Here is a 26812-nt window from a genome sequence, read left to right as displayed (position 1 = left end):
CTGGATAGGTAGTCAGTTTATTGAGTGGTCATAGGTTGAAAAACCAGCAATCTAGCAAATTACTATTACCTGATATGCAACAGTCACTTTAAGTACCCTCCCACCAACCTCGCCCTCGCCTCTGCTATTGCCCGATTGGGTTAAAACACTGAAACATTCAGTTACTTGCGACTGATGGCATTCTGCAGCAATAGAAACGTTATACTGTTACATCTTGCATAAGGATGAGATGTAATGTCGCGCAAAATTGCCTGCATGGCCGGGCTAACCATCGGATTGTTCGGCGATGCCAGCTTCGCTGAGGAAAATAAAGACCAACTGCAACTTGAGGCCATGACCATTACCTCTGAATTCGACTATGAATCAGCCACAGGTCCGGTCGACGGCTACCAGGCAACCCGCTCTGCAAGCGCCACCAAGACGGATACCGCGATCAGAGATATTCCCCAGGCAATCAGTGTGATCCCCTCCTCGGTGCTTGAAGATCTCAACACTTCTGATGTCGAGCGCGCCCTGGACTTTGCTGGCGGCGTATCCAAACAGAATAACTTCGGTGGCCTGACCCTATACGAGTACAGCATTCGCGGCTTTGCCACTTCAGAGTTCTACAAGGATGGTTTCAGCGCCAACCGCGGCTATCCCACTACCCCAGACACGGCCAATATCGAGCGTATTGAGGTGCTCAAAGGTCCCGCGGCCAGTTTATATGGCCGTGGGGACCCGGGCGGTACGGTCAATATCGTTACCAAAAAGCCGCAGGCTGAAGCCTTTACCAAACTGCAGGCCAGTGCAGGAAGCTGGGACCAGTACCGTACGACCCTGGACGTCAATACACCGCTTGACCAGCAAGGCGACCTGTTATCGCGGGTCAATATCGCAGTAGAGGACAACAACAGCTTTCGTGACCATGTCGGCAGCGAACGCCTGTTCATTGCCCCTTCCTTCAGTTGGCAGATTGATCCAGACACACAGCTACTCGTCGAAACGGAATTCGTGCGGCACAGCTCAACCTTCGACCGCGGCATTGTGGTGCCGACAATGAATAAAAGCGGCCTGTCACGCAGAACCTTCCTCGGTGAACCCAATGACGGTGACATCGACAATGACAACAACATGATCCAGGCCGCGCTTGAGCATCACCTCGACGAGACCTGGTCCCTGCGCCTGGCGAGTCATTACAAGCAAGGTGAACTCTCCGGTTTCGCCAGCGAATCGCGCCCACTGAACGCCGACGGTCATTCAGTCAACCGCCGCTATCGTGAACGCGATAACGACTGGCATGACAGCGTTACCCAGCTTGAGCTGCGCGGTTTGTTTGATAGCGGCGACTGGCAGCACGAGTTGTTGATCGGCACCGAGTATGAAAACTACCGCAAGAATGAGCGTGTCACTACTATCGCTGGCAGCCCTTACGCTATCGATATCTACAATCCAATATACGGCCAGCCCAAGCCGGACGGCGCCCGCAGCGGTTCTGACTTTTATCTGCTGGTAAAAAGCCAGGCGTTGAATCTGCAAGATCAAATTGTCTTCAGTGAAAAACTCCGAGGCTTGATCGGTGCGCGCTTTGAACACGTCGAGCAACAGATAGATGACTACGCCGCCAACGCCAGCAGTGAACAGCGCCACGATGAAATAACTTACCGATCAGGCCTGCTTTACCAACTGACGCCTGAAATAGGCGTATTTGCCAATGCTTCGACCTCTTTCAAACCCAACAATGGCCTGGATGCCAGGGGCAAGGCCTTTGATCCGGAAGAAGGCATTGGCTATGAGCTGGGCTTCAAGACCGAGCTGTTCGATGACCGCCTGAGCGCAACCATCGCGGCATTTCATATAGAAAAGGAAAACGTGCTTGCGCTCGACCCCAGCACCGACTCAAGCCGGGCGATTGGTAAAGCGCGTAGCCAAGGCATGGATATCCAGTTCGCCGGCCAATTGAGCGACGCCATGCGGGTGATTGGTGCCTTTGCCTATATCGATGCCGAAGTCACCAAGGGCGATGCCAATATTCCGACCGGCAGCTCGCTGCTTGGCGTGGCAAAACGCAGCGGCAGTGTTCTGGCGGTGTATGAGTTTCAGGATGGCCTGCTGCGCGGCTCGGATATTGGCGCGGCCTACAGCTATGTCGGCGACCGTTCTGGCGAAGCAGGCACTGACTTTGAGCTTGATGCCTATCAGACCCTTGACTTGCTCGCCCATTACAAAGCCAGTGAAAACCTCACTGTCGGCCTCAACCTCAACAATATTTTTGATGAAAACTATTACGAACGCTCGTACAGCAGCTACTGGGTTGCTCCCGGCGCGCCCCGTAATTTCAGCCTGAGCCTGTCGCTAAACCTCTAGCCCTTTAAGGACTTCACATGCATCGCACACTTACAGCCGTATCGCTTTCACTGTTCGGGCTGATCTTTGCCAACGAAGCCATCGCCCATGGTCTATGGACCGAACAGCGGCGCGGCAATATCGAAACGGTCTACGGCCACGGGGCCGAAGATAACGCCTTTAAAGCCAGCAAGATCAGTGGAGCCTGGGCCTACAACACAAAGGGCAAGATGATTCCTGTCACCGTAGAGCGGCTCAGTGATCACGCACGGTTAGTGCCACTAAGCCCTCCCGCCATAATGGCCGTGGCGCTGGATAACGGCATGTGGTCACAAACTGCCGACAAGCAATGGATCAACCAGGGCCGTTCGAAAGTACCGGGGGCCATTGCTTCGCTGCAGACATTCAAATACAGCCTGGCGATCTACCAGGAAGGCGCTAAACTGCCAGCACTTGATCGCCTGAAACTGGTGATTGTGCCGCAAGCAGACCCGCTTGGCGTCGGGCCGGGCAAACCGCTGCCGGTGATCGTCAAGCTCAACGGCAAGCCGTTGGCTGGGGTCAAGTTGATTGGAGACTACCGCAGCGCCCCCGATGAGATCAGCGCTGAAACTGACGCCCAAGGTCGCGCCCAGGTTATCGTCAGGAACCAGGGACTGAACGTCATTGCCGCACAAACTGTGGTGCCAGTGGCCAACAACCCTGATATCAGTGAGCAGGGGTTTTTCACGTCACTGACTTTTGTCGGTGCGCCCCATCACGAGTAAGTGGTGATGATTCTGGTGCCTGGGTTCAGGTGCCAGAATCATTCTTGGCAACTTAGAGGTAATGACTGACTTCAATCAGGTTGCCGTCAGGATCACGAAAGTACAACGACTCAATTGGCCCGGTCGCACCTGTACGCTTAACCGGCCCCTCGGTGACAACCACGCCCTGCTCCGCCAAATGTGCCAGCACCTTGTCGGTTGGCCAACTGGTGATCAAGCACAAATCCATGGCCCCCGGAGTTGGTAACCTGGCCTTGGGTTCAAACTCCTTACCCAGCTCATGCAGGTTGAATTTCTGTTGGCCGAAGACCAGAGCACTGCGCCCTTTGCCAAAGGTTTCATGACGCACGCCCAGTACACGGGTATAGAAATCGACAGTCTTGTTGATACTGGCAACGGTGAAGACCAAGTGATCCAGGCGTTCAATCATGGTTAATCCCTATCGAGCAGGTGGAACCTGGGCAGCGAGAAATGCCAGCGAATGGCAGCCAGGCGCGTGGCCAGAACCGTCAGCATGGCCACCCCGGTGTCGAGCCAGGGCGGCGTCGCTAGCGCCCTTAGCGCAATAAACACCAAGGCGCCGGCAATGCACGCGGTGGCATAGATTTCTTTCTTGAAAATCAGCGGTATTTCATTGCAGATGATGTCGCGCATCACGCCGCCTGCGACGCCGGTAATAACCCCCATTATCACTGCCGTACTGAGCTGAAGTTCATGCTGGAGCGCCACTTCAGTGCCGTAGACTGTGAACACCGCCAGGCCAAATGCGTCGGCGATCAGCAGGCCTTTTTCGTGAATCGGCTGCGTTAGCCTGACCCAAACCACGGTACCAACCGCTGCAATTGACGCCACCAGGATATAGGTGTCATCACGAATCCAGCTCACAGGATGATTGCCGAGAATCACATCTCGCAATGTGCCGCCGCCCAATGCTGTGATGATTGCGATCACCAGTACACCGAACAGGTCCATCGACTTGCGCCCAGCCATAAGCGCGCCCGTAATAGCAAATACGGCCACGCCAAACAGGTCGGCGGCGTAGAACAACTGCGCCATGGTCACTGCTGCAATTACTCGGAAACAGCTGTGCGCATGGTGACAAACTCTTCTGCAGCCGTGGGGTGGACGCCAATGGTGTCATCGAAGATCGCTTTTGTCGCGCCGGCCTTGAGCGCAATGGCCAAGCCCTGGATGATCTCACCGGCATCAGGGCCAACCATGTGACAGCCCAGAACCCGATCAGAATCAGCATCAACCACTAGCTTCATCAAGGTGCGCTCAGTTGAGTCGCCGAGGGACAGTTTCATGGGCTTGAAGCGACTTTCGTAGATCTTGAGTTCGTGCCCTGCTTCGCGTGCCTGTTCTTGCGTCATGCCAACGGTGCCAATATTCGGCAAGCTGAATACCGCCGTTGGAATCATCTGATAGTCAACGCTGCGGTATTCATCGGCCTTGAACAACTGGCGCGCCACGGCCATGCCTTCAGCCAAGGCAACTGGGGTTAGCTGGACGCGTCCAATCACATCGCCGATCGCAAAGACCGACTGAGCCGTGGTCTTGTAGTGTTCATCAACCTCGATATAACCGCGCTTGTCGAGCTTGACCGAGGTGTTTTCAAGGCCGAGGTTGTCCAGCATTGGACGCCGCCCCGTGGCATAGAACACGCAGTCAGTTTCCAGGGTGCGGCCGTCATTCAAGGTGACCGACAAACTACCATCGGACTGCTTTTCGATTTGCTTGATATCGGCATTGAATTGCAGGTCAATGCCACTCTTGGTCAGCTCTTCTTGCAAATGCTTGCGCACTGAACCGTCAAAGCCACGCAGGAATAACTCACCGCGATACAACTGGGTCGTTTGTGCGCCCATGCCATTGAAGATAGAGGCGAATTCAACCGCAATATAGCCGCCGCCGACAACAATCACGCGCTTGGGCAACTGATCCAGGAAGAACACTTCATTTGAGCCAATGGCATGCTCGTGCCCTGGAATATCAGGAATGCTTGGCCAGCCACCGGTGGCGATCAGGATGTTCTTGGCGCTGTAGCGCTTGCCATCGAGCTCGACATGATGATCGTCGAGCATGCGCGCATGCCCTTCAAGCAGCGTAACGCCGCTGTTTTGCAACAGGTTGCGATAAACCCCGTTAAGGCGATCGATCTCACGATTCTTGTTGCTGATCAAAGTTGGCCAGTCAAACGATGGCTGGCCAACATTCCAACCAAAGCCTTTGGCCTGCTCGAATTCATCAGCAAGGTGGGCACCATAGACCAATAACTTTTTGGGTACGCACCCGACGTTAACGCAGGTACCACCCAGGTAACGACTTTCGGCAACCGCTACCTTGGCGCCGTAACCCGCTGAAAACCGAGCTGCACGGACACCGCCTGACCCCGCACCGATTACAAAAAGATCAAAGTCGTAAGTCATGACTACCCTCCTTAGAAAGGCCCAATCATAACCCAGCCAAACGCTGGAAAGACGCCGTAAAACTGACAAAGCCGGCATTATTGAGGCTAAAAGACTTGGCTCGCCCAGGTACAAGTCGCTGACCGGTGCCGGAGCCGGCGCCTGCAAAATTGCTGCAAGCGCCTAGGCTTAAACAATGCTTGGAGGAGGATTTATGCACCCAACCCTGACCCACATAGCCCTGCATGTTCCCGATCTGGACGCCTGTATTGAGTTCTATCGCGAGTTTTGCGCCATGGGCGTCATCCACCAAAGGGCTGGCAAAGGTTCACGTATTGTGTGGATGGCTGAGCCTGGTAAAGAGCACCAGTTTATCTTGGTCATGATGCCCGGCGGCCAGCAGCGCCAGTTGGCTGCGACTGATTACTCTCACTTCGGTTTCGCCGTTGAAAGTCGCGAGCAGGTCGATATGCTCGCCAACAAGGCGCGTGCTGCTGGGTGCCTGATATGGGAGCCTCGTGACGAGCCCTATCCTGTTGGCTATTACTGCGGCGTTGTTGATCCGGGTGGCAACTACATTGAGTTCAGTTATGGCCAGCCGCTTGGCCCTGGTTCAGAGCAGATGCCAATACCTTGAATGCAAAAGACCTCCGCCAGCTGGGCTAGCGGAGGTCTTTTACGGTATTGATCTACGGCTGGAGGCTGTAGATTATTTGGATTTACCCGTTTTATACAGGTGTTCAAAGCAGAAGTTGGTGGCTTCGATATAGCCCTCAGCTCCACCGCAGTCAAAGCGCTGGCCCTTGAATTTGTAGGCCAGCACACAGCCATTCTGGGCCTGTTTCATCAAGGCGTCGGTGATCTGGATTTCACCGCCTTTGCCTGGCTCCGTTTGTTCGATCAGGTCGAAGATATCGGGCGTCAGAATGTAGCGACCAATGATTGCCATATTGGTGGGCGCATCTTCTTTCTTCGGTTTTTCCACCATGCTGTTAACACGGTAGATGTCATCGCGGATCATTTCGCCAGCGATTACGCCGTATTTGTGCACTTCATCTTCTGGCACTTCCTGGATTGCCACGATCGAGCAGCGGAACTGGTTGTACAGTTTGACCATCTGCGCCAGAACGCCGTCACCTTCAAGGTTGAGGCACAAGTCATCGGCCAGAACTACCGCAAAGGGCTCGTCACCAATCAAGGGGCGGCCGCTGAGGATCGCGTGGCCAAGACCTTTCATCTCGACCTGGCGGGTATAGGAGAAGGTGCACTCATCGATCAGACGACGAATACCGACCAGGTATTTCTCTTTGTCGGTATCGCGGATCTGGTGTTCAAGTTCGTAACTGATATCAAAGTGATCTTCGAGCGAGCGCTTGCCGCGCCCTGTGACCATTGCAATTTCTGACAAGCCAGCGTCTAGCGCCTCTTCGACGCCGTACTGGATCAGCGGCTTGTTCACGATGGGCAACATTTCCTTGGGCATGGCTTTGGTGGCCGGGAGAAAACGTGTGCCGTAACCGGCTGCAGGGAACAAGCATTTCTTAATCATGGGACTCCATTTAGAGTTATTAAAAGCACCTTGGGAACCTCTAAAAAAGGTAACGAGCGACGATAGGACAAGGCAAAAAAGTGCGAAAAAGCGGAGTTTAGTGGCCTAAATGAGCATTTTTAGCACTTTTTTAACGCAGTAATATCTAGCGCAGTAGTTTTTCAGAGGCTCTCTTAGTCTATCAGGCCGCGCTAACCATACAACTGCCTAGCTGTGGCCTGCCGATGCCTCGATATAAAAAACCCAGCTCTGCAAGTTGCCTGGCATCGTAGATATTGCGTCCGTCGAACAGCACGGGCATGCGCATCATGCCGCGTATTCGCGCAAAATCCGGTTGGCGAAATTGCTTCCATTCAGTCACCAGTACCAGTGCGTCAGCACCTTGAGCTGCGGTGTAGGGTGAATCAGTTAGACTCAGTTGACCTGCTTGCAGTTCCATCTGATAGCGCATGGCTACTGCCGAGGTAGCGACCGGATCACAGGCTTTCACCGTTACCCCGGCAGCCAGTAATGCATCAATTAGCACCAGACTCGGCGCCTCGCGCAAATCATCGGTACCAGGCTTGAAGGATAAGCCCCAGATAGCGATGACACGGCCCTGCATAAACCCTGAAAAATGTTCACGCAACGCCTGGAAAAGCAGGGTTTTCTGCAAAGCATTGCGAGCCTCGACCGCACGCAAGATGCCTGGTTCTATGCCCTCTTGCTCGGCTGTTCGAATCAGTGCGCGTACATCCTTCGGGAAGCAAGAGCCGCCGTAACCGCATCCTGCGTAAATGAAATGCGTACCAATTCGCTTGTCACTGCCGATGCCACGGCGCACTTCTTCGATATCCACCCCCAGGCGCGTACAGAGCCCGGCCATCTCATTGATAAATGAGATCTTGGTCGCCAAAAATGCATTGGCGGCGTATTTGGTAAACTCTGCTGCACGAACGCTCATGCACAGCAAGCGCTCGTGGTTGCGAATAAAAGGCGCGTACAGACGGCGCAAGGTTTCGGTGTCCTGGCCGTCATCACAACCGATAATGACGCGGTCTGGCCGCATGAAGTCATCCAGCGCCGAGCCTTCTTTCAGGAACTCAGGATTACTGGCCACATTGACCTGGAATTTTTTATCGCGAGCAGCAAGCTGACGATTAATACGCTGGGCAACCCGCTCGCCGGTCCCGACCGGAACCGTGGATTTATCAACGATCAAGCAGCGACTTTGGATATGGCGACCCAGTTCTTCGGCGACATTGAGCACATGACACAGATCAGCTGATCCATCCTCCCCACTTGGTGTTCCCACCGCGATAAAGATCACCTGGGCCTGGCTGATGCCTTCAGCGAAATCCTGGGTAAAACGCAACTGGCCATTGTTCAAGTGCGCAGCAATCAATGATTCCAGGCCCGGCTCATATATAGGCACCCGCCCCTGACTAAGCAGCTGGAAGCGCTCGCTGTCTCGCTCTATGCAAGTAACTTGATTACCCATTTCAGCAAAACATGCTGCTGAAACCAGGCCCACATAACCAGCTCCGATCACGCAAATCCGCATCGTCATCTCTCCTTGGCAGTCACGACGATTTGAGCGAACTTCAATGGCAAGTCCGTGACCGGCATATGTCGATGCGATGACAAGGTGTTTGAATGGTTGTTGCAGAGCGCTCCGATAAAAAATGTCTATAAATTGATCAATTTGGACTCTGATGGCGTATTAATGGCAAAAAGTTCCCTTTAGATTCATTTTTTTGCCAAGTTTTTCACGAAATTTTCATAAATAAATCGTATGATCGGTACAGCTGAAGGATCAGCCCCATCAGCAAAAAGCCCGCTTCGGCGGGCTTTTTGCTAACTATTTGCTCAGTCACACAGTGGCTGTCGAGTTTTCTGCACTATTGGCTGCTATACAACCAGACCAACAGTGTTGCGGACAACGGCAAAAACACCGCCGTCAATGCGCCGAGCAAACTCATGGACAGGGCGGCAAACGCCCCACACTCCTCACCTTCCTCAAGCGCCCTAGCCGTTCCAATCGCGTGTGCATTCATGCCGTATGTCATGCCCCGTGCAGCTGGATGATCAACCCCCACCCAACGCAGCATAGTGGGGCCAATTGCGGTGCCAACAACGCCCGTGATCATGACAAAAACCGCCGATAACGCAGCAATGCCGCCAATCTGATCTGCCGCCAACATGGCAATCGGCATGGTGACCGACTTGGTAGCCAAGGTCAGCAGTATTTGCAGGTCAGCGCCCAGCAAATGGGCAATGGTCAGGGTCAGCAGCAAGGTAAAGACGCCACCGACAACAATTGTCAGGATTATTGGCCAGAACAGCAGCTGAATGCGCCTGAGGTTACGATACAAGGGCACGGCAAGCGCAACTGTCGCCGGCCCAAGCAACAATGCAATCGGCGCTGCGCCCTCGCGGTAAGTGTTGTAGTCGATACCGAGCAACAACAAGGTTGTTACCACGATGAGCATGGACACCAATACCGGTTGCAGTACCAGCCAACCGGTACGCCGATAGAGCGCCAGGGCCAGCTGAAAAGCAATCAATGTCAGGCCGATTGAAAACAGAGGATGCTGCTGAACTACCAACCAAGTGTTATCAACGGATGCATTGATCATGAGCGGCCATCCAGGCGACGCTCAATCCTGCGCGCAAGGGCTTGCATCAACCAGCCACACAGCGGAACGGTTATGAACAACGACAGAACCAATGCCCCGGCAATGGGCAGCAAGTTATCAAGCAACGCCTGACTGCTGGTGATAATGCCGGTGGCAGGCACGACCAACAGCAGTGGCAAATATTGTAGAAGCGTATTGGCGGCTGTATTGAGCGACTCATCGACCTTGCCGCGAACCAGGAGAAATACCAGCAGAAGCAGCAAGCCAATAATCGCGCCTGGCAGCGCTGGCAGTAATGCGTGGTTGATGGCAACCCCCAGGATCTGGAACATCACCAACCAGGTCAGACCTCTCAATAACACAGCGCTCTCCTTATTGTTCATGTGCTTTGCCGGGCGGCATGAAGCAGTGAAACGCCCACTATGGCCTAGCCCCGCCCAGCTAGCCAGACTCAGAAGCAATAAAAACCAGCAGATCAGTTTTCCAGGCGGATATCGATCTGTACCAACTTCTGTTTGCGCTGGAGCAAGTACGACTCAAGGCCCTTGCGCCGCATTCAACGTCAATGACGACCCATCTGATATGTATTTTATTTAAAAAACTGAGTCTGTTATCAGTACAGAAGTATCTTGATCATAGCCCTCGCCTGAAATACAGCCTGTGAGGCGCTAGCCATGACCGACCGCATCCCCGTCACGATAATCGACAGCATCGATTCATCTTCGCCGCTGCGCATTACCCCTGCGCAAGCCGGCGGCCCCATCCATACCCGAAGCTTTACTGGGCTTTACCGAAACTTGCGTCTCTATGGCGCCGGTTTTTTGTGCCTGCTCTACTTCGGCACAGCCTGGTTGAACTGGGGAGATCGTCAAGCGGTGTTGTGGGATCTTGCTGGTCGAAAATTCTATATTTTCGGCGCTACGTTCTGGCCCCAGGATTTTATTTTGCTCTGCGCCATCTTGATCATCGCCGCTTTCGGGCTGTTCTTTATTACAGTTTTTGCCGGACGCGTCTGGTGTGGCTACAGCTGCCCGCAGAGTGTATTTACCTGGATATTCATGCGGATTGAGCAATTTGCCGAGGGCGAACGTCATCAGCGCCTGAAGCTGGATGCCGCACCAGTCACGCTCAACAAGTTACTGCGACGCACGATCAAGCACGTCCTGTGGTTAGCGGTGGGCCTGGCAACAGCTCTGACCTTTGTTGGCTATTTCACCCCTATACGGCAATTGATAATCGACAGCCTGCAATTGAATATCGACGGCTCCACCGCGTTCTGGTTGCTGTTCTTTACCGCAGCGACCTATATCAATGCGGGCTGGTTGCGTGAAAAAGTCTGCCTGGACATGTGCCCCTATTCGCGCTTTCAAAGTGTCATGTTCGATGACAATACACTGGTGGTCTCATATGACAGCGCACGCGGCGAGTCGCGTGGCCCAAGACGCAAGGGCACTGACTCCAAAGCCCAGGGACTGGGGGACTGCATTGATTGCACAATCTGCGTCCAGGTTTGCCCCACCGGCATCGATATTCGTGATGGTCTGCAACTCAATTGCCTGAGTTGCGGTGCCTGTATCGATGCCTGCGACACAGTCATGGACAAGATGGGCTATGCGCGCGGACTGGTACGCTACAGCTCCGAGCGCGCACTAAATGGCGCAAAGACCCGACTGCTACGCCCTCGCCTTGTTGCCTATGCGGTTGTGTTACTGCTGATGATTGTCGGTTTCGCCTGGGCCTTGCAGGCGCGTGCGCTGATCTCGCTGGACGTCAGCAAGGATCGCGCTATGTTCCGTGAAAACAGCCAAGGGCAGATCGAAAATATCTACAGCCTGAAAATCATCAACAAAACCCAGCAGCCTCAACGTTACGCCATCGCACTCGGCGACAACTCCTCATTTGCCCTGCTGGGCCCACAACAGATCAAGCTCGCCCCCGGAGAGATTGTTGATATGCCAATCAGTGTTGTCTTGCTCAAGCCCGAGGCAGTTAAAAGCGCCGAACACCTGAGCTTTGTGGTAACCAATATGGAGATGCCCAAGCAGCAAGTCAGCACTGGAAGCACCTTTATTTCGCCCGTAGTTCGCTGAGCAATCGCATGCACAGTGCGCTGCCAGTAAAGTATGAGACCTTAACCACCGGCATTCAGAACACTATGAAACGCTACGAAAAAGTCGCGGACGAAATTGCAGAGCTGATACGTAGCTCGGTGTTGATACCGGGTGAACGCATACCTTCGGTGCGCCACGCCAGCAGGACATTCGGCGTCAGTCCTTCCACGGTATTTCAAGCCTATTACCTGCTTGAAGACCGAGGCCTGATCCAGGCCCGTGCCCGCTCTGGCTACTTTGTCCGGGAGCAGGCCCAGCAGCCGCTTGCTGAACCGGAAGCCATTCATCAAAAGGCCAACCCCACAGATGTTGATGTCAGCGACCTGGTCTTTTCGGTGCTGGGTTCACTCAAGGACCCGGACACTGTTCCCTTTGGCTCGGCATTTCCATCGCCCGATCTTTTCCCACTCGAGCGCCTGGCACGTTCCATGGCTCAAACCCTGCGCACCATGCCTGCCAGCGCAATCATTGCCGACATGACCGAAGGCAATCCCAACTTGCGCAGGCAGATTGCCCTTCGCTATATGCTCAGTGGCGTGATGTTGCCGGTCGAGGAGCTGGTTATTACCAACGGCGCGATGGAGGCACTGAACCTATGCCTGCAATGCGTCACCCAGCCTGGCGACCTGGTTGCCATTGAGGCCCCGGCGTTCTATGCCACATTGCAGGTACTGGAGCGACTCAAGCTCAAGGCGGTTGAAATCCCGGTCCACCCCCGTGACGGCATCGATCTCGACTGCTTGGCGCATAGCCTGGCGAACCTGCCGGTCAAAGCCTGCTGGTTTATGAGCAGCCTGCAAAACCCGGTGGGTGCAACGATGAGCGATGCTAAAAAACAAGCGCTCTATTCGCTGCTAAAACAGCACCAGGTGCCCATGATTGAAGATGATGTCTACGCCGAACTGAGTTTCAATGCACGACCGCCTCGCCCGGTCAAAAGCTATGATGAAGATGGCCTGGTCATGCATTGTGGATCCTTTTCCAAGTGCCTGGCACCTGGCTATCGCATTGGTTGGGTAGCGGCTGGACGCTTCGCCCAGCAAGTCAGTCGCCTGCGGCTGATGACCACAATATCGCCCTCGGTGCCCGCCCAGGCGGCGCTTGCAGATTATTTGCAGCACGGAGGCTATGACCGACACTTGCGTAAACTCAGGCACAGCCTGGAAACCCAACAGGACGCAATGCTTGCCGCGGCTGCACGGCACTTTCCCGCTACAACCCGCGTCAGTCGCCCGTCTGGCGGTTATTTTCTGTGGTTTGAATTTCCCAGGCAGGTTGACTCGCTGCGCCTGTTCAAGCTGGCTTTGGCCCAAGGTATCAGCTTGGCCCCCGGGCCTATTTTTTCCGCCAACCGCCAGTTCGGCAACTGCGCACGCTTGAACTGCGGTCATCCCTGGACCTCACGCAGCGAAGACGCAATGGCCACGCTCGGCAGGATAATTGCCTCGTTTTAAAGATTGCGCGGCACAACAAAAAGCCCCGCTGAGCAGTTAGCTCAACGGGGCTTTTTGTATCGAAGATGGTGCCCCGAGCCGGAATCGAACCGGCAAGACCTTTCGGTCGGCAGATTTTAAGTCTGCTGTGTTTACCAATTTCACCATCGGGGCGGTGTTGGTATCTTGCGTGGTTGAGGACTATATACAGCAGAGGCAGGCCTCGCAAGTCCCTATTTCACAATAAAAAAGCCTCGTAAATCATTGATCTACGAGGCTTTCTATTTGGAGGCTGAGGTCGGAATCGAACCGGCGTTCACGGATTTGCAATCCGGTGCATAACCACTCTGCTACTCAGCCTTGAAACTAAACGGGCCGCTATAAACGGCCCGTTGAAAAACTGGAGCGGGAAACGAGACTCGAACTCGCGACCCCGACCTTGGCAAGGTCGTGCTCTACCAACTGAGCTATTCCCGCTTGTCTTGTCGACGGGCGCCATTCTATATGTTCCGCGCCCGACGTCAACCCCTTGATTCAAAAAAGTTTATTTCTTTTCCACTGAAGGGCTCAGATGGGGCCAGGCCGCCAACAAGTAGTGCACCATCGACCACAAAGTTAGAACCGCCGCAACGATCAACAGCCCGTAGCCGAAAGCAACCCAGGCGGTAATCAACGGTGGATTGGCCAGCAGTATGACTAATGCAACCATTTGCGCAGCTGTTTTCCACTTGCCCAGGTTCGATACCGCCACATGGGCCCTTGCCCCCATCTCTGCCATCCACTCGCGCAGTGCCGAAACAACGATTTCACGGCAGATAATCACTGCCGCCGGCAGGGTAAGCCATAGATTGCTGTGCTCGGCAACCAGCAGCACCAAGGCCACGGCTACAATCAGCTTATCGGCCACAGGGTCCAGAAATGCCCCGAAAGGTGTGCTTTGCTGCCACAGGCGCGCGAGGTAACCGTCCAGCCAGTCGGTGATGGCAGCGATGGAAAAGACAATGCTCGCCGCCCAATAGCTCCATGAAAACGGGAGATAGAACAGCAGCACAAAAATAGGGATCAGCAGTACACGAAGTACTGTAAGCAGATTGGGGATATTCATCAGCACGACTGTTCAGGGTGAGCCGGCATTCTACTCGCTGTGCAATGCCGCATAAATGAGCTCTGCAAGCTTTTTGCTAATGCCGGGGGATTTAGCAATTTCTTCGATACTCGCACGCGACAACTCTTGCAGGCCACCAAAATGATTGAGCAATTCACGCCGACGCTTTGGCCCAACGCCAGCAACCCCCTCCAACGTTGAGGTACGCCGGGTTTTGCCGCGACGGGCGCGGTGGCCGGTAATTGCAAAACGGTGAGACTCGTCACGAATTTGTTGAATCAGGTGCAGCGCGGGCGAATTACCGGGCAAGGTAAATTCATGGGCAGCATCATTGAGGTAGAGGGTTTCCAGGCCTGGCTTACGGGTCGTACCTTTTGCCACGCCCAGGAGAATCAACTCCGGCACCGCCAACTCCTCAAGCACCTCACGAGCCATGGCCAACTGGCCCTTGCCGCCATCGACCAGCAGGATATCCGGCAGCTTGCCCTCGCCGTCCTTTACCTTGCTAAAACGCCGCGTAAGCGCTTGGTGCATAGCGGCATAATCATCGCCGCCGGTTATGCCTTCAATGTTGTAGCGCCGATAATCCGACTTAAGCGGGCCTTCAGGGCCGAACACCACACATGACGCGACCGTCGCCTCGCCGCTTGAATGGCTGATATCAAAACACTCGAGGCGCTGGGGGATCTCATCAAGCTTGAGCGCCTCGGCCAATGCCTCGAAGCGCGCCGCGACATGCTGGCGGTTGGCCAATCTCGCACTCAACGCCTGCTCAGCGTTGGTTACCGCCAACTGTTGCCAGCGCGCGCGCGTTGCTCTCACCCGATAGCTAATGGCAAGTTCACGGCCGCGCGACGCCTCAATGGCAGCTATCAGCGTTGGATAATCTTCATTCTGCACATTGACGATCAGCTCGGTTGGCAAATCGCGTTCGTGACTGCTCAGGTAATACTGCGAGAGAAACGCCAGCATTACGGCGCTGCTGTCTTCTTCGATGGCGACCTGTGGAAAGAAGTTTTTGCTGCCCAGCACCCGTCCGCCCCGCACCGTAATCAGATGCACACAGGCACCGCCCGGGGTCACGATGCTGGCGACCACGTCGACATCACCTGTACCGCCTTCCATGCTTTGCTGGTCTTGCACACGGCGCAGCAGTGATATCTGGTCGCGAAGCTCGGCTGCCCGTTCGAAATTGAGCTCTTCGGATGCTTTTTGCATGGCCGTGGACAGCTCGCCGGTGAGCGCATTGCTGCGCCCTTCGAGAAACATTACTGAGTGACGAACGTCCTCGGCGTACTCTTCAGGCTCGACCAGACCGACACAGGGCCCCTTGCAGCGCTTGATCTGGTATTGCAGGCATGGCCGGGTACGATTCTTGAAATAACTGTCTTCACACTGGCGAACCAGAAACGTCTTCTGCAACAAGCCCAGGCTTTCACGAATGGCCCCGGCACTTGGATAGGGGCCGAAGTAGCGACCTTTAAACCTTTTGGCTCCGCGATGAATACTGAGCCGCGGAAACTGGCCATCCGAGAGAAACACATAAGGATAGGACTTATCGTCTCGCAGAAGAATGTTATACGGCGGTCGCCACTCCTTGATGAGTGTCTGCTCAAGCAGCAGCGCTTCGGTTTCATTGGCGGTAATGGTGGTTTCAACTTGCGCAATCCTGGCCACCAACGCCGCTGTCTTAGGCGCCAAGCCGGTTTTGCGAAAGTAGCTGGACAGCCGACTTTTCAGGTTCTTGGCTTTGCCAACGTAAAGCAGCTTGCCCTCGGCATCGGACATCCGGTAAACCCCGGGACGCCCGCTGCAGGTAGCTAGGAAAGCGCTGGAATCAAAAGCGCCATGCTCATTACTGGGATGCATCGACCATGCCGTGGCGAACGGCCAGCAAAGCCAGTTCGACGTCACTGGTAATGGCTAGCTTTTCGAAAATGCGATATCGATAGGTATTGACTGTTTTCGGCGACAAGCAAAGCTTGTCGGAAATGCTCTGCACTTTTTGGCAGCCAGCAATCATCAAGGCGATCTGGATTTCGCGCTCTGAAAGCAAATCGAATGGAGAGTTGCTGCTTTGCGGCTGAAATGACTTCAGCGCCAGCTGCTGGGCAATTTGCGGGCTGATGTAACGCTGCCCTGCGAACACCATGCGGATTGCCTGCACCATCTCGTCCAGCGCTGCGCCCTTGGTCAGGTAGCCTGAAGCGCCAGCTTGCAGTAAGCGCGTGGGGAACGGGTCTTCCTCGCAGGCCGTCACGGCGACAACCTTGACGTCTGGATTACTGCGAATCAGTTTGCGCGTGGCTTCAAGACCACCAATGCCCGGCATCTTGACGTCCATGAGAATGACATCAGGCTTAAGCTCACGGGTCTTGAGTATTGCTTCTTCACCACTTTCAGCTTGACCGACTACGGCAAGACCTTCGATATCAGCCAGCATTCTGGTGATTCCGGTACGAACCAGGTCATGATCATCAACCACTAGCACTCGAATCAATGGGACACCTCGCTATACTTGCCGCATGATACAGCGGTCCATTTCATCTGTCTGGCAGCCCTGCCTATAAAGCGCGTGCGCTATCTCTAGCGTGGTGAATCGCAGCTCAAAGAGCAAGCGCTTGTTTGGCACTTGCTCTTTGAGCCAAAAGATGGCGGAAGCGTAGAGATTCGAACTCTAGGACAGTTTCCCATCGACGGTTTTCAAGACCGTTGCCTTAAACCACTCGGCCACGCTTCCAATATTGCATACGCAGTTCCGTTTAAGATCAACACATTAACTCTGGTTAATGTACTTCTCCCTGACTGCGGGCGGCAATCTTACCCGAACGAAACACGCTGTCAAACTCTCTGAAGCGTTTTTTTTCAACACAGTGCTAATATCGGTGTCAGTATCGCTTACGGAACCAATGGTTTTTTATTAGGAGTGAGGCCATGCAACAACAAAATTACGCAATCGACCACACGCAGGTCGAGCAACAGGAAGTAAGCCGCGTATTACGCAATACCTACGGCTTGCTGGCAATCACCCTGGCTTTCAGTGGCCTGGTCGCTTTCTTGGCACAGCGCGCCAACGTTGCCTACCCCAACTTCATTGTTGTGCTGGTCGGCTTCTATGGCCTGTTTTTCCTCACGGCAAAACTACGCAACTCGCCATGGGGCCTGGTTTCGACCTTGGCCTTGACCGGTTTCATGGGTTACACCCTTGGGCCAATCCTCAACCGTTACCTGGGCATGGCTAACGGCGCGGAAGTCGTCAGCTCGGCGTTTGCCATGACCGCCCTGGTGTTTTTTGGCTTGTCCGCCTACGTACTGACCACGCGCAAGGACATGAGCTTCCTCAGTGGCTTCATCACTGCAGGTTTCTTTGTCCTGCTCGGCGCCATGGTTGCTAGCTTCTTCTTCCAGATTAGCGGCTTGCAACTGGCGATCAGCGCTGGCTTCGTACTGTTCTCGTCGGTCTGCATCCTGTTCCAGACCAGCGCCATCATCCATGGTGGCGAGCGCAACTACATCATGGCCACCATCAGCCTGTATGTCTCGATCTACAACCTGTTCATCAGCTTGCTGCAGATCTTTGGCATCATGGGTAGCGACGACTAACAGTCACTACGCTTGCAAAAAGCCCGCTTTGTGCGGGCTTTTTCGTTGCTATGGCGAGCATCTTGGCGCGCCAGGCTTTATTATTCACAAAGTAATAACTGACTGGCCCACCATGAAATTCGCCATAGCATTGTTTGCAGCACCCCATCAGCCCTCCTCTCGTCGAGCCCTGCGCTTTGCCCAAGCGGTAATAGCACAAGGCCATGAGATAGTTCGGCTGTTTTTCTATCAGGACGGTGTATACAACGCATCTAGCGCAGTGGTCAGTGGCCAGGATGAAATTGATCTGCCCAGCCAGTGGCGTGAGTTCGTTGACCAGCATCAACTCGATGGCGTGGTCTGCATCGCCGCCGCATTGCGGCGCGGTGCGCTGAATGATGAGGAAGCTGCACGCTATTCGCGTACGGCTGCAAGTGTTCAGGCCCCGTGGCAGCTTTCCGGGCTGGGCCAATTGCATGAAGCCAATCAAATCGCAGACCGTCTAATCTGTTTTGGAGGCGCCTGAGGTGAAGTCCTTGTTGATCATCAATCGTCAGGCGCCCTGGTCTGGCCCCGGCGCACGCGAAGCGCTGGATATCGCCCTGGCCGGAGGTGCATTCGACTTACCCATTGCTATGCTGTTTCTTGACGATGGCGCATTGCAGTTGATGCCCGGGCAACACCCACAAAAACTGCAGCAGAAAGATTTGGGCGCAAACCTGCAGGCGCTGCCAATGTTCGGTGTCGACTCACTCTACGTCTCTGCGCGCAGCCTGGCTGAACGCGGCATGCCGCAAACTTCACTCACACTTCCCGCCGAAGTCCTGGATGACACGGCGTTACGCGCACTTATAGAGCGTTACGATCAAGTGGTGACAATCTGATGCCTACCTTGCACGTACTCTCCGACTCCCCGTTCACTGACGCCAGCCTCAGTAGCTGCCTGCGCCTGCTCAACGAAGATGACGGCTTGCTGCTCTGCGGTGATGCCGTTTACGCGCTGCTTGCCGATACTCCGCAACTGCAGGCCCTTGAGCTGATCCCTGACAGTATTCAGCTCTATGCGCTCGAAGAAGATGTCCAGGCACGCTCTATTGATGCCCCTGCCTGCGCGCAAGTGATCGATTACCCTGAGTTTGTCCGCCTAAGCCTGAAGTTCGCCAAGGTCAACAGCTGGTTATGAGCGAACTGACAGTTGCAGGGCAGATCATTGCCCTGGATAAAGACGGGTATCTATGCAAGCTTGATGACTGGTCTGAAGCCGTTGCCGCCGCGCTGGCCCAACGCGAGGCGCTGATCTTGACCGAAGAGCACTGGCAAGTGCTCAAACTACTGCGTGAGTTCTATGCCGAATTTCAACTCTCGCCCGCCAATCGCCCGCTAATCAAGTATGTAGCCCTCAAGCTCGGCCCTGAACAGGGCAACAGCCTGCACCTCAACCGATTATTCAATGGCACCCCCGCCAAACTTGCCGCCAAGCTGGCGGGACTGCCCAAGCCGACCAATTGTCTATGAAGCTTCAGACACCTGCAGAACACCCTTTCGCCCAGTTCGTTCGCATTTTGGGCAAAGGCAAGCGCGGCGCGCGCAACCTCACCCGCGACGAAGCCTATTCAGCCATGGGCATGCTGCTCGATGACAAGGTTGAAGACACCCAGCTCGGCGCCTTCCTGATGCTGCTCAGGCACAAGGAAGAAAGCGCTGAAGAAATGGCTGGCTTTGCCCAGGCGGTGCGCGAGCGCCTGAATGCGCCGGCAATAGAGGTTGATATCGACTGGCCCAGCTATGCCGGTAAAAAACGCCACCTGCCTTGGTTCCTGCTTGCAGCCAAAGCCCTTGCAGCCAACGGCGTGCGGATCCTCATGCACGGTGGCGGCGCCCACACAGCTGGCCGACTCTACAGCGAGCAACTGCTGACCCAGCTCGAGATCCCGCTGTGTCGGTCGTGGACGCAGGTTGATCAAGCGCTCAAGCAGCACTCGCTGGGCTTTATTCCTCTGGGAGACTGGTCGGCGCCACTGCAAAAAATGATCGATCTGCGCAATACCCTTGGCTTGCGTTCGCCTATCCACTCGCTCACCCGGATCATCAACCCCTTGAGTGCACGCTGCTGCCTGCAGAGTATCTTTCATCCCGGCTATCAGGCCGTACACCGCGAAGCCAGCCAGTTGCTTGGCGATTGCGCCATTGTGATCAAGGGCGAAGGCGGTGAAATTGAAATCAATCCTGATGCAACCAGCCATCTCTACGGCACCGCCAATGGCCAGAACTGGGATGAGGACTGGCCTGCCTTGTCTGCGCAACGCCATGTCAAACCAGAAAGTCTTGAGCCTGAACAACTACTGCGCTTTTGGCGCGGCGAGAGCGATGACAGCTACGCGAAGATGGCGGTAATCAGCACCATGGCGCTGGCCTTGCGCGGGCTTGAAACAAGCCGCGAGCTGGCTTTCGAACGCGCCGAGCGCTACTGGACAGCACGATTAACATCGAAATAATCGATCAAAACCTTGGGTAATTTGAGACTTTAAATCAATTTACCCACGTTAGACTGTGCCCATCAATCACTAGCAGGCCCGGCACCCATGCTGCCCGGCTTGCCTGAAAGGACACAGATCATGGGTTTATTAGTCGATGGCAAGTGGCAAGACCAGTGGTATGACACCAAAGCCGATGGCCGTTTCAAACGCGAAAACGCCCAGCGGCGTAACTGGGTAACTGCAGATGGCGGTGCCGGCCCCAGCGGCGACAACGGATTCAAGGCCGAGGCCGGGCGCTATCATCTCTATGTGTCACTGGCCTGCCCCTGGGCCCATAGAACCCTGATTTTTCGCCAACTCAAAGGCCTTGAGTCGTTGATTGATGTATCCGTCGTCAGCTGGCTGATGCGCGAAAATGGCTGGACCTTCGATAAGACCAAAGGCTCCAGTGGCGACAAGCTCGACGACTTCGAGTTGCTGCATCAGCGCTATACCCGCGATGACCCGCAATACACTGGCCGAGTGACCGTGCCTGTGCTTTGGGACAAGCAACAACAACGGATTGTCAGCAATGAATCCGCGGAGATCATCCGCATGTTCAATACAGCCTTCAACCACCTGACCGAAAACAACCTCGACCTCTACCCCGAAGCGCTGCGCGGCGAGATCGATCAGCTCAACGAGCGGATCTATCCGGCGGTGAATAACGGTGTGTACCGGGCAGGTTTTGCCACCACACAAGAGGCCTATGAAGAAGCCTTTGATCAACTGTTTGCAGAGCTGGATGCGATCGACGCGCTACTTGAGCATCGACGCTACCTGGCGGGGCAATACCTGACCGAAGCTGACTGGCGTCTGTTCACCACCATAGTTCGCTTTAACGCCGTGTATCACGGCCATTTCAAGTGCAACCTCAAGCGCATTGAGGATTATCCGAACCTGTCGAACTGGCTGCGCGAACTCTACCAATGGCAAAACATTGCGCCTACGGTCAATTTCGAACACATCAAGCATCACTACTACGCCAGCCATGCCACCATCAACCCAACAGGCATAGTGCCAAAGGGGCCGGGTCTGGATCTTTTGCGCGCGCATGACCGCTTGCGCCTGCCAGGCAAAGGCATCTTCAAAGCGGGCTGACACCCGCCCGATGGAGCAGCGCTCAGACCTTGGCCTGAGCGCCTTCAAACCATGCCAACTGCTCACGCAACTGCACCACTTCCCCGACAATCACCAGGGTCGGTGCGCGAACCTCATTCTCTGCAACCAATGCTGGTAAATCTGCCAGGGTTCCGGTGTAGACCCGTTGATTCTGCGTGGTGCCTTGCTCAATCAGGGCAGCCGGTGTGTTCGCGGCGCGGCCATGGGCAATTAATTGCTGGCAGATCACTGGCAAACCAACCAGGCCCATGTAGAACACCAGTGTCTGGCTCGAAGCGGTTAGCTCGCTCCATGGCAGGTCGCTGCTCCCGTCCTTGAGGTGCCCGGTAACGAAGCGCACGGATTGGGCATGATCCCGATGGGTCAAGGGGATTCCAGCGTAGGCCGCGCAACCACTGGCAGCAGTAATACCCGGCACAACCTGGAATGGAATGCCATGGGCAGCCAGTTGTTCGATCTCTTCGCCGCCGCGCCCGAAGATAAAGGGATCGCCGCCTTTCAGGCGCAGCACACGCTTGCCTTGCTTGGCCAGATCGACAAGACGCTGGTTGATCTGCTCCTGGGGCAATGCGTGATCCGAACGCTGCTTGCCCACATAAACCCGCTCAGCATCGCGCCGGCACAGCTCAATAATGGAGGGGGCAACCAAACGATCATAGAGCACCACATCCGCTTGCTGCATCAAGCGCAAAGCGCGGAACGTCAGCAAGTCGGGATCACCAGGACCCGCACCTACCAGGTACACCTCCCCCAGCATTTGCGGCGCGGCACCCTTGACCTTCTCGCTCAGCAAACGCTCACCTTCGTGCAACTTACCCGCGAATACACTTTCGGCAACCTGCCCCTGAAAAACATCCTCCCAGAACACCCGGCGCTGCTGGACATTTGGAAATAGCGTTTTGACCTGAGCGCGAAATTTTTTAGCCAGACCGGCCAGTTGACCGTAAGTCGATGGAATCCAGGTTTCGATCTTGGCGCGGATCAAGCGCGCCAACACAGGGGCATCGCCGCCGCTAGTGATGGCCACGATCAATGGCGAGCGATCGACAATCGCCGGAAATATCACGCTGCACAATGCCGGCGCATCTACCACGTTTACCGGAATACTCAGGGCTTGAGCCTGGGTCGATATTTGCGCGTTGAGCGGCTCATCATCCGTAGCTGCAATGATCAGGGCTACGCCTTCGAGATCTTGTGCCTGATAGCCGCGCAGCAACAACTCACCGCCGCCCGCCTCGACCATATCGCTGAGTTCCGTACGGATCTCGGGAGCGACTACACGCAAGCGCGCACCGGCATCCGCCAGCAAACGCGCCTTGCGCACGGCGACTTCACCACCCCCAACGACCAACACCAAGCGGTCCTTGAGTTTGTGGAACAAGGGCAGAAAATCCATGGCAGCCTCAACAGACAGCGAATCAAAGAGGCCAGGACGTTGGCACGCCTGGCCAAACCCAGTCTCAGCCTATGACTTCGATACCACCCATGTAGGGCTTGAGCACTTCTGGCACCTTGATGCTACCGTCAGCCTGTTGGTAGTTTTCCAGCACGGCAACCAGTGTGCGACCGACCGCCAAGCCAGAGCCATTAAGCGTATGCACCAGCTCAGGCTTGCCGGTTTCCGGGTTACGGTAGCGGGCCTGCATGCGTCGCGCCTGGAAGTCCCCACAGTTGGAGCAAGAAGAAATCTCGCGGTACTTATCCTGGCTTGGCACCCAGACTTCAAGGTCGTAGGTTTTGATCGCGCTGAAACCCATATCACCCGTGCACAAAGAAAGCACTCGATATGGAAGCTCAAGCAGTTGCAATACTTTTTCCGCATTGGCAGTGAGATCTTCGAGCGCCTGTTCGGAAGTGCCTGGCTCAACCACCTGGACCATTTCAACCTTGTCGAACTGGTGCTGGCGGATCATGCCGCGGGTATCACGCCCCGAAGCCCCTGCTTCACTGCGGAAGCATGGCGTGTGCGCCACAAACTTGAGCGGCAGTTGTTTGAAATCAAGGATTTCACCGGCAACGATGTTGGTCAGCGACACTTCAGCTGTTGGGATCAGGTAGAAATCAGCTTCACCCTCGCGGCTGATCTTGAACAGGTCTTCTTCAAACTTGGGCAACTGGCCCGTGCCCTGCAGCGCAGGCGCCTGAACCAGATAAGGTGTGTAGGCCTCTTCGTAGCCATGTTCGGCAGTGTGCAGGTTGATCATGAACTGCGCGAGCGCGCGGTGCAGGCGAGCAATCGGGCCACGCAGCAAGGCAAAACGGGCGCCGGACAACTTTGCAGCGGTTTCGAAATCCAGCCAACCATGCTGCTCACCCAGGGCAACGTGATCCTGCACCGAGAAATCGAACTCTTTTGGCGTGCCCCAGCGGCGGACTTCAAGGTTGTCGTCCTCGTCGGCGCCCACTGGCACGGACTCATGGGGCAGGTTTGGCAGGTTAAGCAAAATGCTATCGAGCTCGACCTGAATGGCATCCAGATCACGCTTGCCCTGCTCCAGTTCGCTGCCCATGCGATCAACTTCCGCCAGCAAAGGCGCAATATCTTCGCCGCGCTGCTTGGCCTGGCCAATGGACTTGGAACGTGCGTTACGCTCGGCTTGCAGTTGCTCGGTACGGGTTTGCAGGGTTTTGCGCTGCGCTTCAAGGTCTTCGAAACGCGCTACGTCGAGCTGAAAACCACGAGTGGCAAGGCGCTGAGCGACTGCTTGAAGTTCGGTGCGCACCAGTTTGGCGTCGAGCATGCTGATATCTCAATACAAAGGGTGTGAATTGCATGGCCGGGGCCATGAGACAGAATGGAGACAAGTTTAAGGGTTAGCGGCGCCGAGTGCTAAGCATGAGCCGAAAAAAATGCGAATCGCCGCCATTAGCCAGGCAAAAGACCTAAAACGGATGACACCGACCGAGTCATAAGCGGGTCAAGGACAACCCGCCCCACGCAGCCAGCAGCCCGCCAATCAAACTTGCCGCCAGGTAGCCAAAGGCAATCGCAGCCTGGCCGCCCTCAATCAACCTTATAGTTTCCAGGCTGAATGATGAAAAAGTCGTCAAGCCACCGAGTACGCCCACGGTAATGCCGGTCCGCAATTCGAGCGGAATATCGGTGCGCAACAAAAACAGCCCGCTTAACAGGCCAATCAAAAAACACCCGATAATATTGACGCTGAAGGTGGCCATGTAAAAATGCTGCGGCCAGTGGCGCTGCACCCAATAGCTGGTTAAAAAGCGCAAGGTACTGCCCAACGCCCCACCGGCAGCGACCGCAGCAACCACTTTGATCATGACTCTCTCCTTTTACGCGGGCTAGCGGCATCCTGCGCGGATAAATGCTTGAGCTTATCGCCAATTTTCAACTCAAGGCCACGGGGCACAGGCTGGTAATACTGGCGCGGCTCAAGCTGCTCGGGAAAGTAGTCTTCGCCAGCCGCATAGGCATCAGGCTCGTCATGGGCGTAACGATACTCATCGCCATAACCCAATTGCTTCATCAATTTTGTCGGTGCATTACGCAAATGCAGCGGCACTTCCATGGAGCCGTTTTCGGCCACGTCACGCATGGCGGCCTTGAACGCGCTGTATACCGCATTGCTTTTGGGTGCACAGGCCAGATAGACAATCGCCTGGGCGACTGCCAGTTCACCCTCGGGGCTGCCAAGGCGCTCCTGAACATCCCAGGCGGACAAACACAGGCTCAGGGCTCGCGGGTCAGCGTTGCCGATGTCTTCGCTGGCCATGCGCACCACTCGACGAGCAATGTACAGCGGATCGCAGCCGCCATCGATCATCCTTGCATACCAGTACAGCGCACCGTCAGGACTGGAGCCGCGCACCGACTTATGCAACGCGGAAATCTGGTCATAAAAAGCCTCGCCGCCTTTATCGAAGCGTCGACGACTGTCGCCCAGCAGGTCCCGTAACAACTCAGCGGTGATTTCCCCGCCGTCATCTGCCAGGTCTGCGGCATTTTCCAGGAAGTTAAGCAGGCGCCGGCCATCGCCGTCCGCTGCCGCCATAAGGATGGCAAAGCTTTCTTCTGGCAAGCTCAGCTGACGATCACCCAAGCCCTTGGGGTCATACAGGGCGCGGTCAACCAGCTTGCGCAGCGCTGCTTCATCCAGGCTTTTGAGCACATAGACCCGTGCCCGGGAAAGCAATGCGTTGTTCAGTTCAAAGGACGGGTTTTCTGTGGTTGCGCCGATAAAAATCAGGGTACCGTCTTCAACATAAGGCAAGAACGCATCCTGCTGTGACTTGTTGAAGCGGTGGACCTCATCGACAAACAGTATGGTTTGGCGCCCGTATTGCGCCGCATGTTGCTGCGCGACCTCGACCGCCTGGCGAATCTCCTTGACGCCGGAAAGCACCGCCGAGATGGTTTCAAAGTGCGCATCGGAAACCTGGGCCAGCAGTCGTGCCAGGGTGGTTTTACCCACACCAGGCGGCCCCCAGAAGATCATCGAATGCAGCGCGCCCTGCTCAAGTGCTTCGCGCAGCGGCTTGCCACGGGCGAGCAAGTGCTCCTGACCGACATACTCATCCAGCGTAGTGGCCCGCAAACGCGCGGCCAGGGGTTGAGCAACAGGAGCCTTGCGAAACAAATCCATAAAGGCGAGCTACGACCTCTTACTCTTGAATGACATCCGCGCCCTTGGGCACTTCGAAAGTGAATTCACTGTCCTTGATCGGCTGATTCATCTTCACATTGAGAAACAGGATGTTGGTACGCTGACCAATACTGTCAATCAACTGCATGTCATTGACAACGCCACTGCGAAACGACAGGCGCAGGTTATCGAACAAGGTGTCCTTGGACTTGGGCTTCAAGGTGAAATCGACCACGTTACCCGCCTCCTTGTAGCTGATATCAAAGCTTTCGCTGATCTTCGACACATCGCCAGACAACAAAAGTGCCGGGGTGTGGGTCAGGCGCTGATCCATTTTCTGGATGGTCACCTGCTCAAGATCCGGATCGTATAGCCAGACCTGCTTACCATTGGACACCAGCAACTGCTCTTGCGGCGCATCAGTGTGCCAGCGGAACAGGCCCGGGCGCTTTAGGGAAAGCTCACCGGCGGTTTCCTGCAACTGGCTGCCACTGCCATCGAGGGTCAACTGCGAGAAGCGCGCAGAAATGGTTTGCGCCTGGCTGAGCAGTTCAGTCAAACGCTTGACCGCGGCACTGTCATCAGCCATGGCATTGAGGCAAGTCAGGCTCAGCACACTCAGTAACAACATGCGGAAAAGGCGCATGGGACTCCTTAGGATCAGGTTGAAAA

General features: G+C 55.2%; 27 protein-coding genes and 4 tRNA genes. 12 read left to right on the top strand and 19 right to left on the bottom strand.

The genetic code is table 11. The features are described 5' to 3' along the window. Positions 1–234 precede the first annotated feature (234 nt). Positions 235–2346: a TonB-dependent siderophore receptor gene (locus CHB79_RS05425; protein ID WP_089359113.1), complete on the top strand. Its 2112-nt coding sequence runs from the start codon at positions 235–237 to the stop codon at positions 2344–2346. A 17-nt stretch (positions 2347–2363) separates the two neighbouring features. After that, a complete protein-coding gene (locus CHB79_RS05420) occupies positions 2364–3092 on the top strand; it encodes a DUF4198 domain-containing protein (protein ID WP_089359112.1) in 729 nt (242 codons plus the stop codon). Between the two features lie 52 nt (positions 3093–3144). Here the strand turns inward: CHB79_RS05420 and CHB79_RS05415 are convergent, their stop codons facing one another. The 3 genes from CHB79_RS05415 to gorA are packed head-to-tail and all read right to left on the bottom strand — an operon-like array spanning position 3145 to position 5521. Next, on the bottom strand, positions 3145–3522 hold the full coding sequence (locus tag CHB79_RS05415; protein ID WP_089359111.1) for a VOC family protein: 378 nt from the start codon (positions 3520–3522) through the stop codon (positions 3145–3147). 2 nt (positions 3523–3524) lie between these two features. Beyond that, entirely contained in the window at positions 3525–4148 is a 624-nt protein-coding gene (locus CHB79_RS05410; RefSeq protein WP_089359110.1) for a trimeric intracellular cation channel family protein, read from the bottom strand. 14 nt (positions 4149–4162) lie between these two features. Further along, the gene (gene gorA, locus CHB79_RS05405; protein ID WP_089359109.1) at positions 4163–5521 is read right to left on the bottom strand and encodes a glutathione-disulfide reductase; all 1359 of its coding nucleotides are present in this window, start codon (positions 5519–5521) and stop codon (positions 4163–4165) included. Positions 5522–5714: 193 nt separating this feature from the next. On the opposite strand from gorA, the gene CHB79_RS05400 reads away from it, so the two are divergent. Continuing rightward, a complete protein-coding gene (locus tag CHB79_RS05400) occupies positions 5715–6137 on the top strand; it encodes a VOC family protein (protein ID WP_089359108.1) in 423 nt (140 codons plus the stop codon). A 72-nt stretch (positions 6138–6209) separates the two neighbouring features. Here the strand turns inward: CHB79_RS05400 and galU are convergent, their stop codons facing one another. The 4 genes from galU to CHB79_RS05380 form a co-directional block, all read right to left on the bottom strand. Next, positions 6210–7049, bottom strand: coding sequence for a UTP--glucose-1-phosphate uridylyltransferase GalU (gene galU, locus CHB79_RS05395; RefSeq protein ID WP_087516843.1), 840 nt, complete (start codon positions 7047–7049; stop codon positions 6210–6212). A gap of 181 nt (positions 7050–7230) precedes the next feature. After that, entirely contained in the window at positions 7231–8592 is a 1362-nt protein-coding gene (locus CHB79_RS05390; RefSeq protein WP_089359107.1) for a UDP-glucose dehydrogenase family protein, read from the bottom strand. A gap of 337 nt (positions 8593–8929) precedes the next feature. Next, a complete protein-coding gene (locus CHB79_RS05385; protein ID WP_089359106.1) occupies positions 8930–9667 on the bottom strand; it encodes an LrgB family protein in 738 nt (245 codons plus the stop codon). Beyond that, positions 9664–10029, bottom strand: coding sequence for a CidA/LrgA family protein (locus tag CHB79_RS05380; protein WP_089359105.1), 366 nt, complete (start codon positions 10027–10029; stop codon positions 9664–9666). The genes CHB79_RS05385 and CHB79_RS05380 overlap by 4 nt, the downstream gene beginning before the upstream one ends. 312 nt (positions 10030–10341) lie before the next feature. Here CHB79_RS05380 and ccoG point away from each other — a divergent pair, with 312 nt between their 5' ends. Continuing rightward, positions 10342–11757, top strand: coding sequence for a cytochrome c oxidase accessory protein CcoG (gene ccoG / locus CHB79_RS05375; protein ID WP_089359104.1), 1416 nt, complete (start codon positions 10342–10344; stop codon positions 11755–11757). 65 nt (positions 11758–11822) lie between these two features. Further along, positions 11823–13232: a GntR family transcriptional regulator MpaR gene (gene mapR, locus CHB79_RS05370; protein ID WP_089359211.1), complete on the top strand. Its 1410-nt coding sequence runs from the start codon at positions 11823–11825 to the stop codon at positions 13230–13232. A gap of 66 nt (positions 13233–13298) precedes the next feature. Here the strand turns inward: mapR and CHB79_RS05365 are convergent. From CHB79_RS05365 to CHB79_RS05335, 7 genes are all read right to left on the bottom strand, one after another. Then, positions 13299–13385, bottom strand: a tRNA-Leu gene (locus CHB79_RS05365). Between the two features lie 112 nt (positions 13386–13497). After that, a tRNA-Cys gene (locus CHB79_RS05360) sits at positions 13498–13571 on the bottom strand. A 41-nt stretch (positions 13572–13612) separates the two neighbouring features. Continuing rightward, positions 13613–13688: transfer RNA gene (locus CHB79_RS05355), tRNA-Gly, on the bottom strand. Positions 13689–13755: 67 nt separating this feature from the next. Further along, complete coding sequence (gene pgsA, locus CHB79_RS05350) at positions 13756–14316, bottom strand: CDP-diacylglycerol--glycerol-3-phosphate 3-phosphatidyltransferase (protein ID WP_010678606.1); 561 nt, start codon at positions 14314–14316, stop codon at positions 13756–13758. A gap of 30 nt (positions 14317–14346) precedes the next feature. Then, positions 14347–16185: an excinuclease ABC subunit UvrC gene (gene uvrC / locus CHB79_RS05345; RefSeq protein WP_029529346.1), complete on the bottom strand. Its 1839-nt coding sequence runs from the start codon at positions 16183–16185 to the stop codon at positions 14347–14349. After that, the gene (gacA, locus tag CHB79_RS05340; RefSeq protein ID WP_089359103.1) at positions 16172–16816 is read right to left on the bottom strand and encodes a response regulator transcription factor GacA; all 645 of its coding nucleotides are present in this window, start codon (positions 16814–16816) and stop codon (positions 16172–16174) included. The genes uvrC and gacA overlap by 14 nt, the downstream gene beginning before the upstream one ends. A gap of 152 nt (positions 16817–16968) precedes the next feature. Continuing rightward, positions 16969–17056, bottom strand: a tRNA-Ser gene (locus tag CHB79_RS05335). A gap of 194 nt (positions 17057–17250) precedes the next feature. On the opposite strand from CHB79_RS05335, the gene CHB79_RS05330 reads away from it, so the two are divergent. The 7 genes from CHB79_RS05330 to CHB79_RS05300 all read left to right on the top strand — a co-directional run bounded on the left by CHB79_RS05330 (position 17251) and on the right by CHB79_RS05300 (position 21515). After that, complete coding sequence (locus CHB79_RS05330; protein WP_089359102.1) at positions 17251–17919, top strand: Bax inhibitor-1/YccA family protein; 669 nt, start codon at positions 17251–17253, stop codon at positions 17917–17919. Positions 17920–18031: 112 nt separating this feature from the next. Then, positions 18032–18424, top strand: coding sequence for a sulfurtransferase complex subunit TusD (tusD, locus tag CHB79_RS05325; RefSeq protein ID WP_089359101.1), 393 nt, complete (start codon positions 18032–18034; stop codon positions 18422–18424). A 1-nt stretch (position 18425) separates the two neighbouring features. Then, a complete protein-coding gene (gene tusC, locus CHB79_RS05320) occupies positions 18426–18782 on the top strand; it encodes a sulfurtransferase complex subunit TusC (protein WP_089359100.1) in 357 nt (118 codons plus the stop codon). After that, positions 18782–19081 carry a sulfurtransferase complex subunit TusB gene (gene tusB / locus CHB79_RS05315; RefSeq protein WP_089359099.1) on the top strand — a complete coding sequence of 100 codons (300 nt, stop codon included), beginning with the start codon at positions 18782–18784 and terminating at the stop codon, positions 19079–19081. The genes tusC and tusB overlap by 1 nt, the downstream gene beginning before the upstream one ends. Further along, positions 19078–19413 carry a TusE/DsrC/DsvC family sulfur relay protein gene (locus CHB79_RS05310; protein WP_010678599.1) on the top strand — a complete coding sequence of 112 codons (336 nt, stop codon included), beginning with the start codon at positions 19078–19080 and terminating at the stop codon, positions 19411–19413. Before tusB ends, CHB79_RS05310 begins: the two co-directional genes overlap by 4 nt. After that, complete coding sequence (locus CHB79_RS05305; protein WP_089359098.1) at positions 19410–20393, top strand: glycosyl transferase family protein; 984 nt, start codon at positions 19410–19412, stop codon at positions 20391–20393. The genes CHB79_RS05310 and CHB79_RS05305 overlap by 4 nt, the downstream gene beginning before the upstream one ends. 120 nt (positions 20394–20513) lie before the next feature. Then, on the top strand, positions 20514–21515 hold the full coding sequence (locus CHB79_RS05300; protein WP_089359097.1) for a glutathione S-transferase family protein: 1002 nt from the start codon (positions 20514–20516) through the stop codon (positions 21513–21515). 22 nt (positions 21516–21537) lie between these two features. Here the strand turns inward: CHB79_RS05300 and cysG are convergent, their stop codons facing one another. From cysG to lolA, 5 genes are all read right to left on the bottom strand, one after another. Next, positions 21538–22932, bottom strand: a complete 1395-nt coding sequence (gene cysG / locus CHB79_RS05295) for a siroheme synthase CysG (protein WP_089359096.1) — start codon at positions 22930–22932, stop codon at positions 21538–21540. 64 nt (positions 22933–22996) lie between these two features. Beyond that, positions 22997–24277, bottom strand: coding sequence for a serine--tRNA ligase (gene serS / locus CHB79_RS05290; RefSeq protein ID WP_089359095.1), 1281 nt, complete (start codon positions 24275–24277; stop codon positions 22997–22999). Positions 24278–24443: 166 nt separating this feature from the next. After that, on the bottom strand, positions 24444–24818 hold the full coding sequence (gene crcB / locus CHB79_RS05285) for a fluoride efflux transporter CrcB (RefSeq protein WP_010484279.1): 375 nt from the start codon (positions 24816–24818) through the stop codon (positions 24444–24446). After that, on the bottom strand, positions 24815–26140 hold the full coding sequence (locus CHB79_RS05280) for a replication-associated recombination protein A (protein WP_089359094.1): 1326 nt from the start codon (positions 26138–26140) through the stop codon (positions 24815–24817). The genes crcB and CHB79_RS05280 overlap by 4 nt, the downstream gene beginning before the upstream one ends. Positions 26141–26159: 19 nt before the next feature. Then, on the bottom strand, positions 26160–26786 hold the full coding sequence (gene lolA, locus CHB79_RS05275) for an outer membrane lipoprotein periplasmic chaperone LolA (RefSeq protein WP_089359093.1): 627 nt from the start codon (positions 26784–26786) through the stop codon (positions 26160–26162). Positions 26787–26812 lie beyond the last annotated feature (26 nt).

Origin of the sequence: Pseudomonas segetis (genome assembly GCF_900188155.1) — a bacterium.
GTDB classification, from domain to species: Bacteria; Pseudomonadota; Gammaproteobacteria; order Pseudomonadales; family Pseudomonadaceae; genus Aquipseudomonas; species Aquipseudomonas segetis.
This window is presented reverse-complemented; position numbering and strand designations above follow the sequence as displayed.